Raw genomic sequence first — 17,290 nt, forward strand, 5'->3', positions numbered from 1 at the left:
AATTCAGAATAAAGGGAAAAAGTTTGGAAAGAAGAGTGGTTTTAAGAGACGGGGACGCATGTTCCAGAAAAAGAAAAAAACGCCTAGCCTCTTATATAGAGACCAAACGTTTTTGTTGTTGTATGACCCGTACGGGATTCGAACCCGTGTTACCGCCGTGAAAGGGCGGTGTCTTAACCACTTGACCAACGGGCCGTTAAAGGGAATGGTAGCGGCGGAGGGAGTCGAACCCACGACCTCACGGGTATGAACCGTACGCTCTAGCCAGCTGAGCTACACCGCCATTATCTTTAAACGACAAGATTTATATTATCATGGTACCAATTAACCGTCAACAGTTTTTTTAAATCTTATTTTATTATTTTTTCCATACAAAAACGCACCCATTAAAGAGTGCGTGTTCTATATACCTATTTATGTCCTGACAAGGTAGGAAATTAGCCTCGACGAGCTCCACGGCCACCACGTTTAGATTCTGTGTTGCGTTTTAATGAAGCTAGACGGTCTTCACTGTCTTTTAAAAATTTACTCATTTTTTGATCAAATGTTTCTTTAACCGGACGTTGATCCGAACGGTTTTGATTTTTGCCACGGTTTCCACCACCGCCGCCTCCATATGAAGGTCTGCTTTGACGAGGTCTTTGCTCACGCTCTCCCTCTTTTACTGGTGGACGTTCTTTCGCTTTTTTGATTGAAAGACCGATTTTACCGTCTTTTTCAACATTGATTACTTTTACTTCTACTTCATCGCCAACTTTTAAATGTTCGTTAATATCTTTAACATAGTTGTCAGCTACTTCACTAATGTGAACAAGTCCAGTTACTCCTTCTGGTAACTCTACAAAAGCACCAAAATTTGTAATCCCTGTAACTTTCCCACTAACTTTGCTGCCTACCTCAATTGACATAAAAAAAATGCTCCTCCTTAAAAATGTTTAACTGGATTTACTATATTATATAAAATTATAAAAACAAGTGTCAATGAAACGATAATTACTTGATATTAGGAAAAATTATTTCTCCCTTTTTAGAAAAAAATAAGTTTTTTCTAGCTAACTCAATAATATATTGATCATCGTTCAATTGGTCAATCATGCGCTTCGAATCCTTTACCGTACTCTTTGTTTTCTTTAAATCAACTTCTGCTAGTTTTAATTGTTCTACTTTAGATGAATACACATGTTGTTGTGTTACATAATGTGATTGTAATAAAAAGAATAGGGGGACAGCTAAAAAGCAAAATAATGAAATTCGCATTAAAAACTTTTTAAAACTTCTTCTCCTAGGCTTAACACCATGTTCCTCAACTAAAGTAATATTTTGTTTATCTTGAACTTGACTAGTTAAATCCAATTTTCTCGCATGTTCCACCTATTTCTTCCTCCTATCTAAAAGGTCCTTTACTTTTTTAATAGTAGTAAGGAAGATATTCTTGAATTTTCCGAAAACTCCTTTAAATTGTATTAAATAGTTTTTGACTCGTTTTGGCACAAAAAACCAACATACTCTGCCGAAAAATAAAAGAATTGATAGTACAACGTTGTAAACTAAACGGATTAGTCGAATAAGGAGTCCATAAATAAACAAAAGAATGATAATTATTACCTGAATAATCCACTTTATAGGTTTTACAATAAATATTACGATTAACTTTAATATAATGCGATAAATGCTAATAACCAACTGAATAACAAGCTCTAATATTTTTTTATAAATAGTTCTAAAAAGACTTTGATATGCAGCATAACCACATAGTAAAGCTAATAGTAAATAAAACCTAAGTGCACCTTCATTAACTAAGTATAATACATAAAAAACTAGTAGTGCTTGAAAAACCCAAAATAATATATCAGTTGCAAATACAATCAATCGATTACGAGTACCTCGATATAAAAAACGATGGTATGTATCTAGCGCCATACCAAGATAAGCACCCATACCGACCATCGCTATCATAGAGTAGAACTGAACGTTTAAGCTCATTTAAATAGCTTGCTAAAGATTCCTTTAGCTTTCCCCGAGTTGTATTCGTCAATATAACAAAGTTCATTAATCTTTCCCTTAATTGCTACATGACCCTTTTCTACATCGAGGTTTTTCATTTGTAAATTATGACCTTTAATATGCAAAAAGCCTAAAGCTGTTTCTAATAGGAACTCTTCACTATCAAAGCTCTCAACCTGTTTTACTCCAGTAATTTCAAGGTATCTTCTACTTTTTAAAGATAAATCCTGCTCGATTATTTGGCTTGTATTTTTCGCATTTAACTCATACGGATTATTCATACTAGTCCCTCCATTTACATAAACTGTACCTCTTGTAAATCGATTCCTAATACAGTGTTATTTGTACAAGTATATGAAGGGACAACTTTTTTAGAACAAGCTATCTGACAGTTTTTCCTCACTAATGATTGTATACATTGCATCTGCTTCTTCTTTTCGAACGGTCTCTTTAAGTAAATTAATTTTTGCTGTAACAATTTTTTGTCCGAATCGAATTTTTAATTCGTCATTTACTTTTACTTCTGTAGATGCTTTCGCAACTGTTCCATTAATCGTTATTCTTCCTTGATCAGCTACTTCTTTCGCAAGTGTACGACGCTTAATAATTCTCGATACTTTTAAAAATTTATCAAGTCTCATAATTTATTCTCCTCAATTCTCATTCAATTAGACATTATTCGTATTTTTTAGCTTCATTCCAAATCTCATCCATTTCTTCAAGAGATACATCAGAAAATGTCTTATTTATTTCACGAAGTCTTGATTCAATATATTGAAAACGTTTTGTAAATTTCATATTAGTTTTTAAAATAGCTTCTTCAGGATTTACATCAATAAAACGCGCTAAATTAACAATACTAAATAACAAATCACCAAGTTCTGCTTCAACTTTAGTCTGATCATTCAATTTGATGGCATCAAGAACTTCAGTTAACTCCTCGTTAACTTTATCTACCACTGGCGGTAGTTCCTTCCAGTCAAACCCTACTTTCGCAGCCTTACTTTGAAGTTTCTCTGCTTTTAATATTCCTGAAAGATCCTTTGGTATGCCTGAAAGAACAGACTCAACGACATGCCCCTTTTCAGCTTGTTTTAATGCTTGCCAATTTTTTAATACGTCTTCCTCATCATTCACATGAACTGTTGAAAATACATGCGGGTGACGATAGATTAGTTTGCTTACTAATCCTTGAATTACATCTTGTATTGAGAAGTAACCTTCATCTTCTCCGATTTTGGCGTGTAACATGACTTGAAGTAATACATCTCCAAGTTCTTCAATAATATGATCGTCATCTTCTTCATCGATTGCTTCAAGTAGCTCATAAGCCTCTTCTAGTAAGTACTTCTTTAATGATTCATGTGTTTGCTTTTGATCCCACGGACATCCATTAGGGCCTCTTAAAGTAGCTATGACAGAACGAAGTGTTTCAAATTGATGATACAGATCCTCTTCATTTTTAACTGGAGGTACATAAACACTTGTCAAATTATTAATTGATGTATCGCGATCTAATTCAAACAATGGCACCCTTCTTATTTGCTCATTTGAACTACCCGCTGCCGTAACGATTACGACTTCATAATCATCGGGAAGCTGTTCCATTAACTTTAATTTCGCATGTGAGGCAATCATTTGATCGTAAACCTGGCAGATGATTAAATGCTGTCTAAACGTAATCGACTCCGCCTCTAAATCCGTTGCATCAACAAACTGGAAGCCTTCGATTGGATCAATTTTCAAACTAGTAAACATCGCATCTAAGAAGCTTTGTCCACCTTTGATGTCAAGCTGGATATTTCCTTTATCTGCAAGCGCTATTAGTAGCTGAACAGTTTTTTCCGCTACAAGAGGATGACCTGGTACCGCATATGTAATTGAACCTTCTTCAGAAGCTTTCACCAGTAGTTGAACAATTTCTTGATATACTTCTTCAAAACGATCATGTTTTTCATAAATTTCATCGAATGATTGAAACGTTAGTCCTTCTGTTTCTAATTCACTTATAACAGGGTGGTCTTTTGTACGTAAATAAAGATTGTCAGTTTTTTGTAACTCTTTATAGATACCAAATGGAAGCTGATTAAGGTCACCTGCTCCTAAACCTAAAACTTTAATCTTGTTCATTTTGATCCTCCTGTTCTTTTAAGAAAGCCATTTCTTTAATTTTTCACTTTTAACGATTGAGCTTAGTTCTTCTACTGTAAATAACTTAATTTTTATTAAGACAACCGCGAATGCGATTGCACCTACAACCGCTGAAGTTAGTGCCTCAACTAACATTCTTAAACGAAGTGGGTTAATAAACATTGCATATCTTTCAAAAACATATTCATAACCATATACACAACCATACATAATGGCTACAGATACAGTTAATTTCACAATAAACTTAAAATCAAAAAATGTTACTTTTGACAATTTATATATATAAGCTAAATTTAAAATCGTAACAATAATTAAAGCAGATACCGTTGAATAAGCTGCTCCCTTAGATCCGATTTGCTCCATTAAAATAACATTTCCAATAAATTTAACACATCCTCCAGCAATTACATTTAAAGCTGGAATTAAACTTTTACCTAATCCTTGTGCGATTGAAGATGTCGTAATCGATACTCCAGCAAAGAAGATCGATATACATAAAACAGTTAGGACATCCGTTCCTAGATCATTTCGATATAGCATTATATTAGTCGGATGGATAATTGAAATTAAACCAATTGTGGCTGCTGCTCCGACTACAATACTAACTCTAATGGCACCTGAAATTCGATTATTAATAGAATGATGTTCTTTACGAACTAATTCACTCGATAAATACGGAATTAGGGCTAGAGAAAACGATGAAGCAATGACAGAGCCTAATTGAATTAGTGGAAATCCACGATCATAAATACCCTTTACTAGTTTAGCACCTTCAACATGATATCCATATTGTACTAATAACGGATAAAAAGAGAGTGAATCGATAAACTGAATGAATACGAGTACTAAACTACTTAAGCTTAGTAGGATACCTTGATACAAAATTGTTTTTAATTCTAAGCGATAGGTTTTAAGTAAACCAAATGATGGTATCGTCAAACCAGATCCTCGAAAAGAAACCCAATAAAAGAAGTACAGTATCGCTGCTATACTACCAAGTATTGAACCTGAAACAGCCCCTGCACCTACAATATAAAGATTGTCGGTCGTTTGCATTAAATAAAGTGACAGCACTAATATCGTAATAACTCGAATTAATTGCTCAATCACCTGACTGACTGAAGTTGGCCCCATGTCCCCTAAACCTTGATAATATCCTCGAAATGCTGAAGTGATTGGGACAAATAAAAATCCAACACTAACAACACGAATTAACATCGCTAGATGATCATCTCGCATAAACTTCGCTATACTATTACTTCCTATGTATAAAGTAAAGAAACAAAGTATACCTATGACGAACAACATCATAAATGTTGCATAAACCAAATCTTTAGCCCCTTTATCATCTTTTTTCGCCAATCTTTCAGCCACATAAGATGATAAAACCAAAGGAAAGCCATATGTAGAAAATGCTAAAGCAATTGCGTAGACAGGATATACCTGTTGGTAAATATAGTAACCTAAATCGCCGGCAATATTTTGATAAGGAATTTTATAAAACGCACTTAGTACTTTCGATAATAATGATGCTATTGTTATGAACAAAGCCCCTTGTAGGGCTGCTTTTTGCTTAGCTTTTTGCAAAAGGATAACAACTCCTTTGTTAGACGGTTCACCCTTTAATGTATTACATTAATAGGTCTTATGTAAAGAGTTGCCAAAAGAAAAAACTCCCTTTTCCAATTTTAGCAAGTAATGGTTATCTTTAAATGTGGATCCGGTAGTTTATATCAAGGGAAAAAACAAAGGCCAGTTAAGGTAATATTCCTTTACTGGCCTTTGTTTTACTTCATAATATGATCATTGCTCCATTTGTCTAGCTAAGAAGTTAGTAGCAGTATCGATTGCTTTCTTTTCAACTTCAGAAATTGTTTTATCTTTCGAAAAGATAACAACAGCTCCAATTGGATCCCCGCTTGCGATGATTGCTCCTACTGCATAGGATTGATATTTTTCAATTACACTTTCGATAAATGAAGCTTCCCCAGGCTCGCTAACTACTTTTGAGTTACGCTCTGCCATAGTTTTTTCGATAATATCACCAATGTTTTTGTTTAAGTATTCTTTTTTGGAAGCCCCCGCAACTGCTACAACTGAATCTCGGTCACTTATAATAACAGTATGTCCAAGTGTGTCGTATAGTGCATCAGCATATTCCTTCGCAAAATCACTTAATTCACTAATTGGCGAATATTTCTTTAAAATGACTTCTCCATCTCGGTCCACAAATATTTCTAATGGATCACCTTCACGAATCCGTAAAGTTCTCCTAATTTCTTTTGGTATTACTACTCGACCTAAATCGTCAATTCGACGAACAATACCTGTTGCTTTCATACTTGTAAAGCGCCTCCTCACTTACTTGCATGTCTACGTTGATGAAAGATATCCGAGTGACAATGAGGTAAGGTCACCCTTAATTAATGATAGTATCCTACACAACGAAAGTTCTATACAAAATAAGTGAGATTTTTTAACACCTTTACTAAAAATATAGTACTGTAAGCACTTTTTGGTAACTTTTAATTACTTTATCGCCTAATTAAAGCAACCATTCGTATTACAATCCTTAAGCATTTACACTCTCTTTTTTCACGTTTTTTAATCCAGTAATTAAACCTTCTAGCGTAGTAAGCCAGTCAGCTGGATTTTTTCCTTTTACGTCTAGCGTTACTTTTAATTTCGATCCATCCATACCTAAACCAATGCCTCTACCGAATGAATTACATAGTTGGAATAATTTACCACCATCAATATTAGCACTTGCCTTCTCAGAGAAATAAACACTTACTTCTGATTTAACTTGTTTAATCAGTTCAATCTTCTCTGCAATAGCTAAAAGTTTAATATGAGCAACCTGACATAGGTAACCTACTTCTAACGGGAAATCGCCAAAACGATCCATTAATTCATCTTGTAAATCATTTAACTCTTCAAACGTTTCAACACGTCTAAATTGCTTGTACATCTCAATTTTTTGCTTACTATCTTGAATATACGTGTCAGGTAAATAAGCATCGACTTCAATGTCAATTTCAATTGTAATTATATCCTCTTTCTTAACCCCTCTACGCTGTTCGATTGCATCTTTTAACATTTGAGAATATAAATCGAAACCGACCGAATCTATAAATCCATGTTGTTGTGCTCCAAGTAAATTTCCTGCACCTCGTATCGACAAGTCACGCATTGCTATTTTGAAACCTGAACCTAGTTCTGTAAATTCTTTAATTGCTTGCAGGCGCTTCTCGGCTACCTCAGTCAGTACTTTATCCTGTTTATATGTGAAGTAAGCATATGCCACTCTATTCGAACGTCCTACACGCCCTCTTAATTGATAAAGCGTTGATAGACCCATTCGATCTGCATCATATACAATCAATGTATTAACATTTGGAATATCCACACCTGTTTCAATAATCGTCGTACTTACTAATACGTCATATTGGCCATCTAAAAAGGCATACATAACTGATTCTAGTTCCCCTTCATTCATTCGACCATGTGCTACAGCTACTTTTGCATCTGGTACAAGCATCGAAATCTGTTCAGCCATACGTTCAATATCTTCTACTCGATTATATAAGAAATAGATTTGTCCATCTCGAGCAAGCTCTCTTTCAATCGCTTCTCTCACTAATGCAGCGTTATATTCAACTACATATGTTTGAACTGGAAAACGATTTTCTGGTGGCGTTTCAATAACTGATAAATCTCTTACTCCTAGCATTGACATATGCAATGTACGAGGGATTGGCGTTGCAGTTAAGGTTAATACATCTATATTTGCTTTTAGTTGTTTTATTTTTTCTTTATGCGATACACCAAATCTTTGCTCTTCATCAATAATTAAAAGTCCTAAATCTTTATATAGAATATCCTTCGATAATAGGCGGTGGGTTCCAACTACTATATCGACAGAGCCCTCTTTTAAGCCTTTCATCGTTTCAAGTTGCTGTTTGCGAGAGCGGAAACGATTTAACAAACCGATATTAATTGGGTGATCTTGAAACCTTTCTCTTAATGTTTCGAAATGCTGCTGTGCCAAAATTGTAGTAGGCACTAAAATAGCAACTTGCTTTCCTTCCACAATTGCTTTAAAAGCCGCTCGAATAGCTACTTCAGTTTTTCCGTATCCTACGTCACCACAAAGCAGTCGATCCATTGGACGTTCTCTTTCCATATCCTTTTTAATTTCATGAATTGATCTAAGTTGATCGTCAGTTTCCTGATAAGGAAATGAAGATTCGAATTCTTGCTGTTCCAGGCCATCAGGTGAAAAAGCATAGCCTTTTGATGCTTCGCGTTCTGCATAAAGCTTAATTAAATCATCTGCTATATCCTGAACTGAGCCTTCAACCTTCTTCTTAACCTTTTTCCAATCAGTACCACCAAGTTTATAAATCTTTGGTTCCTTACCTTCAGATCCAACATACTTTTGCACTTGATCAATTTGTTCAATCGGTACGAATAATTTGTCGTCGCCATGATATCGAATATGTATATAATCTTTATGAATACCATTAATCTCTAATGTTTCAATTCCCAAAAACTTACCAATACCATGATTTACATGAACAACATAATCTCCAACTTTTAATTCTGAGTAATTTTTTATTCGTTCTGCATTTGATAATTTTGTATTAATTCTTTTTTTCTTCTTAGCTTTTTTCGTGAATAACTCACGCTCTGTTATTAGAACAAATTTTTCTAAAGGAAGTTCGAATCCAGAACGAAGATCACCTTTCATGATATATACTTCACCATTTTTTATTTGTTCTAAAGAAGAGACAATTTTACCTTCAATTCTGTAATCTTCTAATATATTTTCAATTTTATTTGTTCTTTCGTCACTTTCGCCGAGCATAACGATTGTATAGTTATTTTTCTTCCAGCGATCTAATTCATTTTTCAACAGATTCATTTGTCCATGAAACTCTTGCATCGATTTACATTGAATCGAAACTACTTGTTCAGGATGCGTATGAGGTACTCTTCTAGGGAACAGACTCGTATGAATTTGTTGGCGCTTTCTCGAATGCAGTAATTCAAAAAAGTCATGTGAAAAACTTACTCCATGCAATGCATTTCCTTCAGCTAGTAAAGACGTATACCACTCTGCTTCATCTTTTTTAAGCTGCTCTACGATTTCATGAACCCTCGAAATCTCATCAATAACGACAACAGTTTCCTTAGGAACATAATCTAGTAAACTAAATTGGTTTTCATAGATTAGACCAAAGTATTTGTATATTTGATCAATCAATTGCCCTTGCTTTAGTTGCTCAAGGTCATAGGTTACCTTTTCAACCAATAACTCTTTTACTTGTTGATCACTTATTTTTGATAGAGTTGTTTTAAAAGCTTGTTCAATTAGTTGAACGCCTAATTGCAAATCAGCCTTGGAAATAATCCTTTCCGTCGCTGGGCCAATATGGACACTCTCATATTTTGTTATAGATCTTTGGGAATCAGGAGAAAACGAACGGATTGAGTCGATTTCTGTATCAAAGAGTTCAATTCGAATAGGATCTTCATACGTAAGTGGATAAATATCAAGAATTCCTCCGCGTACGCTAAACTCTCCTTTACTTTCGACCATCCCAACACGTTCATAGCCCATTTGGACAAACTTTGAAATCAAATTAGTTAAGTCGATTTCTTCACCAATTTCAAAATTAATTTGATAGTTAGACCATAATTCTGGAGATGGCAAAAAGCCAATTAACCCTGAAACAGGTGTAACTACTACAGACGGCTTTTTTGACATCAAACTATTTAATGCGATAAGTCTTTGGGATCTAAGCTCTGGACTTGATACTGCAATCTCTGAAGCAATCAATTCATTTGCAGGATATAAAAATACTTTATCTTCCCCAACTACCGATTTTAGGTCTTCCGATACTTTTTGAGCTTGGAGAAGATTATTTGTAACGATTAGCTGCGTTTGTCCAGTTTCTTTAAAAACAGCTCCAGCAAGCAATGTCTTCGCAGACCCCGTTAAGTTTGTAACCAATTGTTCTCTTAGACCATTTTTTAGGCCATTTATTACTTTCTTAATATCTTTATACTGGTTAAATTGTTCAATTAAACCAATCACGAAGTCAATCTCCCCTAACAGTCAATCTAAGTAACAATAATCTTAGTTGAAGTTTATATTTATAGTTTTTTTAATTTGCTCCATTTTAAGTTTCATTTGTATAGATACACACACTTCATCTTAACAGAGTCTAGAAAAAAACAGAAAAACGCCTCAGTTATAAACCAAAGGCAATTTAATTTATGAAATTCTTATATTCATGGTAATGTGGAAACTCAGATAGAGTCATTTCGCAATCCTCACACACAATATAAATTACTTGATTAGGAGATTGAATAAAATTTACAAAATCGCTTAGTTCTTCATCGAAAGAATGACAATACGAAGACGAAACTTGTAACAACTGTTGTTTTTCAATACTACCCATTTGTTTACTACAATACCGACACTGACAATCTAATAATTCCATTACTTCCTCCATACTACATAAAATTCATATATACAGTATGGATTGTACTAACTATACTTATTCAATGTGAAAGCTTAAATTCCTGTTTTTTATTTTTTATTATATTGATTCATTACATCCACGAAAGAATGCTTTAAAAAATATTCACATGCATCTGCAGCTCTTTTTACACCATCAACTACTTCTGCAATTTCTTCTTCAAAAAAGTTTGATAATACATGATTTACGACACTCATCCCATTTGATGGACGATCTACACCAATTCGAACTCGTTGGAATTCTTGTGTTCCTAAATGCTGAATTAATGACTTTATACCATTATGCCCCCCAGCACTTCCTTTTGTACGCAGACGTAGCTTTCCCGTTGGAATATCCATTTCATCATATAGAACGACAAGATCTTCTAGATCAATATTAAAATAATCCATAAATGGTCTTACACATTCACCTGACAAGTTCATATATGTTAAAGGCTTTAACAAGAAAACTTTTTCTCCGTTCACAATTCCTGAAGTATAAATACCATTAAATTTTTGTTGGGTTAAAGAAAAGCCCCATCGGTGAGCTAATTCATCGATCGCAATGAACCCAATATTATGTCGCGTTCTTTCATACTCTCTACCTGGGTTGCCTAATCCTACAAACAGCTTCATTTATTATCCTCCATTCTAATTCACTTGGTTATATTACGAAAAGACGTAACCACTTCTGGTTACGTCCTCTTATAAGTTTCAAAGCAAAGATGTAATTTTTATATTAATCAAATAAAGTACTTACTGATTGCTCTTCATATACACGGATAATCGCTTCACCTAATAGGCCAGCAACTGATAATTCAACAAGTTTATCAGTCTTTTTATCTTCAGTAAGACAAATTGAATTTGTTACAACTAATTCTTTAATACAAGAGTTTTCGATACGATCAATTGCCGGTCCAGACAATACAGGGTGTGTACAACATGCATATACTTCTTTTGCACCATGCTCTACTAATGCATTAGCAGCAAGTGTAATTGTACCCGCTGTATCAATAATATCATCAATTAAGATAGCCGTTTTACCATCAATATTACCGATGATGTTCATAACTTCAGCAACATTTGGTTTTGGACGACGTTTATCAATGATAGCAATAGGAGCTTTTAGACGATCTGCCATTTTACGAGCTCTTGTTACTCCACCGTGGTCAGGAGAAACAATTACGATATCTTCAAGCTGTTTTTTTCTAAAGTAATCTGAAAGGATAGGTACACCTAATAAGTGATCAATCGGAATATCAAAGAATCCTTGAATTTGTGGAGCATGTAAATCAAGTGTAATCACTCGAGTTGATCCCGCAGTTTCAAGTAGATTTGCAACTAACTTTGATGTAATCGGCTCACGTGAACGAGCTTTACGATCTTGACGAGCGTAACCGTAGTAAGGAATTACAATGTTAATTGTTTTTGCTGATGCACGTTTTAAAGCATCAATCATAATTAATAATTCCATAATACTTTCGTTTACAGGGAAACTTGTTGATTGAATGATAAATACATCACAACCACGGATACTTTCCTCAATGTTAATTTGCACTTCTCCATCGCTAAAACGAGAAACCGAACATTTACCAAGCTCTACACCAATGTGTTTTGCAATTTCTTCAGCTAATTTAGGATTCGAGTTTAGAGTAAATACTTTTAAATGCTTGTCTGGATAATGATTAGGCATGTTTCGTGTACCCTCCGCTTTTTTTCTTTTCTTTTTATCTATAATTAATTTTTATAGTAACCTTCTTTGTTCACTTGTCTTGCTCTTGCAATTGCTAGTGAATCTTCTGGAACTTCATCAGTAATCGTAGAACCAGCTGCAATGTATGAACCTTTTTTCACAGTTACAGGTGCAATTAAATTTGAATTACAACCAACAAAGACATTGTCCTCAATCGTTGTTTTAAACTTATTTTTACCATCATAGTTCACAGTGATTGAGCCACAACCAAGATTAACACCTTGACCAATTTCCGCGTCACCAATATAGCTTAAATGAGATGCTTTACTTCCGTTACCAAAAGTAACTTTCTTAGTTTCAACAAAATTTCCAATTCGAACTTCATCACCTAATGTTGATGCCGGACGAATGTGAGCAAATGGTCCAACTGTAGTTGAATGACCGATATTACTTTCATGTACAACTGATTGTTTAATAACTGTATCATTACCAATTTCACTATCGATAATTTCAGTATTTGGGCCAATTGTACTACCCGCTCCAATTATACTATTTCCATAGATCATTGTACCAGGGTAAATAATTGTATCCGAACCAATTTTTGCATCTGCAGAGATATATGTGCTAGCCGAATCGATAATCGTTACACCATTCAACATATGCTTTTTGTTTATATTTTTGCGCATGATTGATTCTGCAATAGATAATGCATAACGATCATTTACACCTAATGTTTCATCGAAATTTGCTGTTTTATATGCAGCTACTATTTCGCCTTTTGCTTTTAGTATCTCAATAACATCTGGTAAGTAGTACTCACCTTGAGCGTTATTATTGTTTACTTCATTTAATGCTTCAAATAATGCTTTATTATCAAAGCAATATGTACCTGTATTGATTTCTTGAACTGTTAGCTCTTCTGGACTTGCATCCTTATGCTCAACAATTTTTAATACAGACCCATTTTCGCCCCTAATTATTCTACCATAACCAGTTGAATCCTCAAGATGAGCTGTTAAAATTGTAGCTTTTGCTTGTAATCTTTCATGCTCATCGAATAAGGCTTGAATTGTCTCTGGCGAAATTAATGGTGTGTCACCACAGATTACTAAAGTAGTTCCTTTTTTATCCTTTAACATTGGCGCTGCTTGAATAACAGCATGTGCAGTACCTAATTGCTCAGCTTGTAGAGCATACTCACTATGATCACCTATTTGTGTTTTAACTAATTCCGCTCCGTGACCTACAACAGTTACAATATTTTGTACACCAACTGACAATACGTGGTCTACAACATGTTGAACCATAGGTTTCCCACAAACAGGGTGAAGTACTTTATATAATTTTGATTTCATTCTAGTACCTTTTCCTGCAGCTAGAACAATCGCATATTTATTTGACATAGTCATCCTCCATCAATCTAAATACCTATACCTGGTAGCTCAAAATGCTAATTTTAATATTTTTCCACAAAATACATCCATTTTATTATACCATAAAAAAAGAACCCATTATACATTAATGGGTTCTTTTTGGTCATATTTTTAAGAAGCACCTGCTTCTTCAAAGTCTTCTTCTAACTCACCTACACGGTGATATTCAGCTAATACAGAATCTTGTATTTTGCTACGAGTTGAAGAGTTAATCGGATGAGCGATATCACGGAACTCTCCATCCGGAGTACGTTTACTTGGCATTGCTACAAATAAACCGTTATTACCATCGATTACGCGAATATCATGAACAACAAATTCATGATCTAATGTAATTGATGCGATAGCTCTCATACGACCCTCCGTGTTTACGCGGCGTAGTCTTACGTCTGTCACTTCCATCTAGTTCACCACCTTTATCAACTTAAACCATAATTAGTAAGTTTCAACAATTATCAATAATTTCCTTCTTTTTGGAAAATTTTTTATTTAAATTATTTAATTTTTACAAATGTTTACTAAATTAATGTCCTTAACTTATTTATCGGATTATTTTAATTGAATTTTAATGAATATAAAAAAACTTGAAAATAATTTCAAGTTTTTTCACGCTGTTGGAAAACATCCTTGTCATAAAATTACCAAATTAAAGGCGTAGAGTGATGTTGATTTCCACTACGGGGTGCTCGCTTTCCATGGGGCGAGTCCCGAGCCTCCTCGGCTAGCCTGCGGGGTCTCGGGCTTCCCGCTTATCCCATAGGAGTCGATCACCCCTTCGTTCCAATCAACTTAGTCATCAAAAAAAGTTTTTAATAAAAATCGAATCAAATAGTCCTTTGCTTAGCGTATACTAACAGTCGTTTATTAATCAGTTTATTGGTCAATCAATATTAAATATTTTATTAAACTATCAATTGAACTTTTTTATAGAAATTAACTATTAAATATTTTTAACTTCTCAAGAATAAACAATTACTATAGTTTGTTGATATTAAGTGACTCTCAATCCGTTATATTTGAGACCTTTAGAAGAATAGGTATTCAAAGGAGAAAACAAGAAATTTGCAAGTAAGCCAAGTTTCATTATAGAAAAGGATAAAAATAGAGAAATTATATTAAAGCCCATCATAATACCCAAAAAATTCACAAATACATAAATTTCACTTATTTTTCTATTTATGAAAATATTGACTAAGTAATACTTCTACACAATAAAAAAAACCTGAAAATAATTTCAGGTTTTGGTCTTATATAACTGCGATACATTCGATTTCTACTAATACGTCTTTAGGTAGTCTTGCAACTTCGACACAGCTTCTTGCGGGTTTGTGTCCATTGAAAAACTCTTCATAAATTGCATTAAAATCAACAAAAGTTGTTAAATCTTTTAAAAATACAGTTGTTTTAATTACTTTTGATAAATCTGTTCCAGCTTCTTCTAGAACAGCCTTAAGGTTCGCAAACACTTGTTTTGTTTGTTCCTCAATACCACCTTCTACAATATTTCCTTCTACAGTTAATGGAATTTGTCCAGAAGTGTATAATAATCCATTAGCGATTATTGCTTGAGAATATGGTCCAATTGCTTTTGGTGCATGATCAGTATGAATTAATTGCATTATGTATCTTCCCCTTCTTCATTATATACAATTAGCTTATCTATTTAACGATTATAAGCTTTCCGTTTTAATAAATGATTCTTCTTGAAAATTGCCTCTTTCAACTCGAATAAGCTGTTCTCTTTCATTTACCTCAGATAACTTTACAAGTGATATATAATCTTCAACTAATCTTTCTTCAATATTTACTGCCTCGACTAATACACCGATTCCTGCAACATTTGCTTGAAACTCCTTAAGCAAATTTTTCATACCAGTAACCGTTCCACCAGCTTTCATGAAATCATCAATAATTAAAACATTAGAACCTGCCTCGATGCTTCTTTTTGCTAATGACATTGTTTGTATACGTTTTGAAGAACCAGATACGTAATTAATACTTACTGTTGATCCTTCCGTAACCTTGTTATCTTGACGAACAATTACAACAGGTACATTTAAAAAGTTTGCAACAGCATACGCTAAAGGAATTCCTTTTGTAGCAATTGTCATAACGATATCTATTTTTTGATTACTGAATATAGATGCAAACATACGGCCTACACTATTAACATAGTTAGGATTGCTTAATATATCAGTCATGTATAAGTAACCACCGGGCAACACTCGGTCCGGTTTTTGAAGTAGATCACATAATTCTTCAATCACTGTATTTACTTCTTGATTACTTATACTAGGAATATACTTTACTCCACCAGCTGCTCCTGGCACAGTTAAAAGTGTCCCAATTCCTTGCTGTTCGAACGTCTGCTTTATAATACCTAAATCTTCACTTACTGATGATTTAGCAGACGCATATAAATCAGCAAAAAAAGTTAATGATACTAATTGTTGTGGATGATGCAACAAATAGTGTGTCATACCTACAAGACGAGAGCTTCTTCTAATTTTCATGCAGCACCTCAAATCACGAATATTTTATAAAAATTTTATAATAATATTCGTTTTTAATCAAGTTTTTCCCTTTCACCTAACATCCGAACGGCGTATACTTGATCGCAGAAACCTTTTAATCCGTTATAAACACGATTCATCCTAGAATCATGGCGAACTAATCCGAATACTGTAGGACCACTTCCGCTCATTAAAACCGCATCTGCACCAAAACGCTTCATTTGATCCTTAATCATTGCAACCTCAGGGTGTAATTGCAGTGTAACTGTTTCTAATACATTTCCTAATGACTGACAAATATCGTCGTAATTTTTATTCGAAATGGCATTAACCATACGATCTACATCAGGATGTTGAATATTATCTAATTTAAGCTTTTGATAAACAGTTGCTGTTGAAACTCCCTGTGTTGGTTTTGCTAAAATAACCCAACAAGGTGGTGGTGTATCGATATGTTCAATTTTTTCTCCACGACCTGTAGCTATTGCTGTTCCGCCGTAAACACAAAATGATACATCCGACCCGATTTTAGACCCAATTACCGCTAATTCATCTAACGAACAATTTAAATTCCAAAGCTTATTCAGACCTCTTAGTACTGCCGCTGCATCTGAACTACCTCCTGCTAAACCAGCAGCAACAGGAATATTTTTTGTAATAAAAATATGTGCGCCTAATTTAACTCCGAACATTTCTTTCAGTAGCATCGCAGCTTGATAAGCTAAATTGCGTTGATCATCAGGCACGTAACGATTATGTGATGTAACGACAATTTTATCTTCCTGAATAAGCTCTAATTCAATTCGATCGGCTAAATCGATCGTTGTCATAATCATTTTTACATCATGATAACCGTCGCCTCTCTTCCCTACGACGTCTAATGAAAGATTTATTTTCGCAGGAGCCTTCACCATTAATTTCACTATTCTCACCTTCTTATGAACACTTACTTTTTTGCTATTGTATC

The 17,290-nt window shown here is 34.2% G+C and carries 17 protein-coding genes and 2 tRNA genes; all 19 read right to left on the reverse strand.

What is annotated here, in order from left to right; genetic code table 11:
- Positions 1-123: 123 nt before the first annotated feature.
- The 19 genes from COE53_RS09555 to ispE all read right to left on the reverse strand — a co-directional run bounded on the left by COE53_RS09555 (position 124) and on the right by ispE (position 17,246).
- Positions 124-195, reverse strand: a tRNA-Glu gene (locus tag COE53_RS09555).
- 11 nt (positions 196-206) lie between these two features.
- Positions 207-283: transfer RNA gene (locus tag COE53_RS09560), tRNA-Met, on the reverse strand.
- A 154-nt stretch (positions 284-437) separates the two neighbouring features.
- A complete protein-coding gene (locus COE53_RS09565; RefSeq protein WP_056474447.1) occupies positions 438-908 on the reverse strand; it encodes a S1 domain-containing RNA-binding protein in 471 nt (156 codons plus the stop codon).
- A gap of 85 nt (positions 909-993) precedes the next feature.
- On the reverse strand, positions 994-1,371 hold the full coding sequence (locus tag COE53_RS09570) for an FtsB family cell division protein (RefSeq protein ID WP_098947894.1): 378 nt from the start codon (positions 1,369-1,371) through the stop codon (positions 994-996).
- Entirely contained in the window at positions 1,372-1,983 is a 612-nt protein-coding gene (gene yabQ / locus COE53_RS09575; RefSeq protein WP_069033963.1) for a spore cortex biosynthesis protein YabQ, read from the reverse strand. It abuts the gene before it with no gap.
- Entirely contained in the window at positions 1,980-2,285 is a 306-nt protein-coding gene (yabP, locus tag COE53_RS09580; protein WP_056474457.1) for a sporulation protein YabP, read from the reverse strand. Before yabP ends, yabQ begins: the two co-directional genes overlap by 4 nt.
- Before the next feature lie 90 nt (positions 2,286-2,375).
- Positions 2,376-2,645, reverse strand: a complete 270-nt coding sequence (locus COE53_RS09585) for an RNA-binding S4 domain-containing protein (protein WP_056474461.1) — start codon at positions 2,643-2,645, stop codon at positions 2,376-2,378.
- 34 nt (positions 2,646-2,679) lie between these two features.
- A complete protein-coding gene (yabN, locus tag COE53_RS09590; RefSeq protein ID WP_098947896.1) occupies positions 2,680-4,134 on the reverse strand; it encodes a bifunctional methyltransferase/pyrophosphohydrolase YabN in 1,455 nt (484 codons plus the stop codon).
- Between the two features lie 18 nt (positions 4,135-4,152).
- Positions 4,153-5,742: a putative polysaccharide biosynthesis protein gene (locus COE53_RS09595; RefSeq protein WP_098947898.1), complete on the reverse strand. Its 1,590-nt coding sequence runs from the start codon at positions 5,740-5,742 to the stop codon at positions 4,153-4,155.
- 216 nt (positions 5,743-5,958) lie between these two features.
- Positions 5,959-6,495, reverse strand: coding sequence for a stage V sporulation protein T (spoVT, locus tag COE53_RS09600; protein ID WP_069033960.1), 537 nt, complete (start codon positions 6,493-6,495; stop codon positions 5,959-5,961).
- A 232-nt stretch (positions 6,496-6,727) separates the two neighbouring features.
- On the reverse strand, positions 6,728-10,258 hold the full coding sequence (gene mfd, locus COE53_RS09605) for a transcription-repair coupling factor (RefSeq protein WP_098947900.1): 3,531 nt from the start codon (positions 10,256-10,258) through the stop codon (positions 6,728-6,730).
- 175 nt (positions 10,259-10,433) lie between these two features.
- Entirely contained in the window at positions 10,434-10,679 is a 246-nt protein-coding gene (locus COE53_RS24475) for an anti-sigma-F factor Fin (RefSeq protein ID WP_082459580.1), read from the reverse strand.
- A gap of 77 nt (positions 10,680-10,756) precedes the next feature.
- The gene (pth, locus tag COE53_RS09615) at positions 10,757-11,320 is read right to left on the reverse strand and encodes an aminoacyl-tRNA hydrolase (protein ID WP_069033958.1); all 564 of its coding nucleotides are present in this window, start codon (positions 11,318-11,320) and stop codon (positions 10,757-10,759) included.
- Positions 11,321-11,423: 103 nt separating this feature from the next.
- A complete protein-coding gene (locus COE53_RS09620) occupies positions 11,424-12,377 on the reverse strand; it encodes a ribose-phosphate diphosphokinase (RefSeq protein ID WP_069033957.1) in 954 nt (317 codons plus the stop codon).
- A gap of 44 nt (positions 12,378-12,421) precedes the next feature.
- The gene (gene glmU, locus COE53_RS09625; RefSeq protein ID WP_069033956.1) at positions 12,422-13,780 is read right to left on the reverse strand and encodes a bifunctional UDP-N-acetylglucosamine diphosphorylase/glucosamine-1-phosphate N-acetyltransferase GlmU; all 1,359 of its coding nucleotides are present in this window, start codon (positions 13,778-13,780) and stop codon (positions 12,422-12,424) included.
- A gap of 141 nt (positions 13,781-13,921) precedes the next feature.
- Positions 13,922-14,212: a septation regulator SpoVG gene (gene spoVG / locus COE53_RS09630; RefSeq protein ID WP_056474486.1), complete on the reverse strand. Its 291-nt coding sequence runs from the start codon at positions 14,210-14,212 to the stop codon at positions 13,922-13,924.
- 845 nt (positions 14,213-15,057) lie between these two features.
- The gene (locus COE53_RS09635) at positions 15,058-15,429 is read right to left on the reverse strand and encodes a RidA family protein (RefSeq protein WP_056474488.1); all 372 of its coding nucleotides are present in this window, start codon (positions 15,427-15,429) and stop codon (positions 15,058-15,060) included.
- A gap of 51 nt (positions 15,430-15,480) precedes the next feature.
- Positions 15,481-16,323 carry a pur operon repressor gene (gene purR, locus COE53_RS09640; protein ID WP_056474490.1) on the reverse strand — a complete coding sequence of 281 codons (843 nt, stop codon included), beginning with the start codon at positions 16,321-16,323 and terminating at the stop codon, positions 15,481-15,483.
- A 53-nt stretch (positions 16,324-16,376) separates the two neighbouring features.
- The gene (gene ispE, locus COE53_RS09645) at positions 16,377-17,246 is read right to left on the reverse strand and encodes a 4-(cytidine 5'-diphospho)-2-C-methyl-D-erythritol kinase (protein WP_069033954.1); all 870 of its coding nucleotides are present in this window, start codon (positions 17,244-17,246) and stop codon (positions 16,377-16,379) included.
- Between the last annotated feature and the right edge of the window lie 44 nt (positions 17,247-17,290).

The organism is Bacillus sp. AFS029533, from assembly GCF_002585125.1.
GTDB classification, from domain to species: domain Bacteria; phylum Bacillota; class Bacilli; order Bacillales; family Bacillaceae_G; genus Gottfriedia; species Gottfriedia luciferensis_B.

Coding starts and splice junctions, on each gene's coding strand:
- COE53_RS09635 (WP_056474488.1), bottom strand. CDS start 15,429: ATGCAATTAATTCATACTGATCATGCACCAAAAGCAATTGGACCATAT.
- COE53_RS24475 (WP_082459580.1), bottom strand. CDS start 10,679: ATGGAGGAAGTAATGGAATTATTAGATTGTCAGTGTCGGTATTGTAGT.
- COE53_RS09585 (WP_056474461.1), bottom strand. CDS start 2,645: ATGAGACTTGATAAATTTTTAAAAGTATCGAGAATTATTAAGCGTCGT.
- glmU (WP_069033956.1), bottom strand. CDS start 13,780: ATGTCAAATAAATATGCGATTGTTCTAGCTGCAGGAAAAGGTACTAGA.
- yabP (WP_056474457.1), bottom strand. CDS start 2,285: ATGAATAATCCGTATGAGTTAAATGCGAAAAATACAAGCCAAATAATC.
- yabQ (WP_069033963.1), bottom strand. CDS start 1,983: ATGAGCTTAAACGTTCAGTTCTACTCTATGATAGCGATGGTCGGTATG.
- COE53_RS09565 (WP_056474447.1), bottom strand. CDS start 908: ATGTCAATTGAGGTAGGCAGCAAAGTTAGTGGGAAAGTTACAGGGATT.
- purR (WP_056474490.1), bottom strand. CDS start 16,323: ATGAAAATTAGAAGAAGCTCTCGTCTTGTAGGTATGACACACTATTTG.
- spoVT (WP_069033960.1), bottom strand. CDS start 6,495: ATGAAAGCAACAGGTATTGTTCGTCGAATTGACGATTTAGGTCGAGTA.
- COE53_RS09620 (WP_069033957.1), bottom strand. CDS start 12,377: ATGCCTAATCATTATCCAGACAAGCATTTAAAAGTATTTACTCTAAAC.
- spoVG (WP_056474486.1), bottom strand. CDS start 14,212: ATGGAAGTGACAGACGTAAGACTACGCCGCGTAAACACGGAGGGTCGT.
- pth (WP_069033958.1), bottom strand. CDS start 11,320: ATGAAGCTGTTTGTAGGATTAGGCAACCCAGGTAGAGAGTATGAAAGA.
- yabN (WP_098947896.1), bottom strand. CDS start 4,134: ATGAACAAGATTAAAGTTTTAGGTTTAGGAGCAGGTGACCTTAATCAG.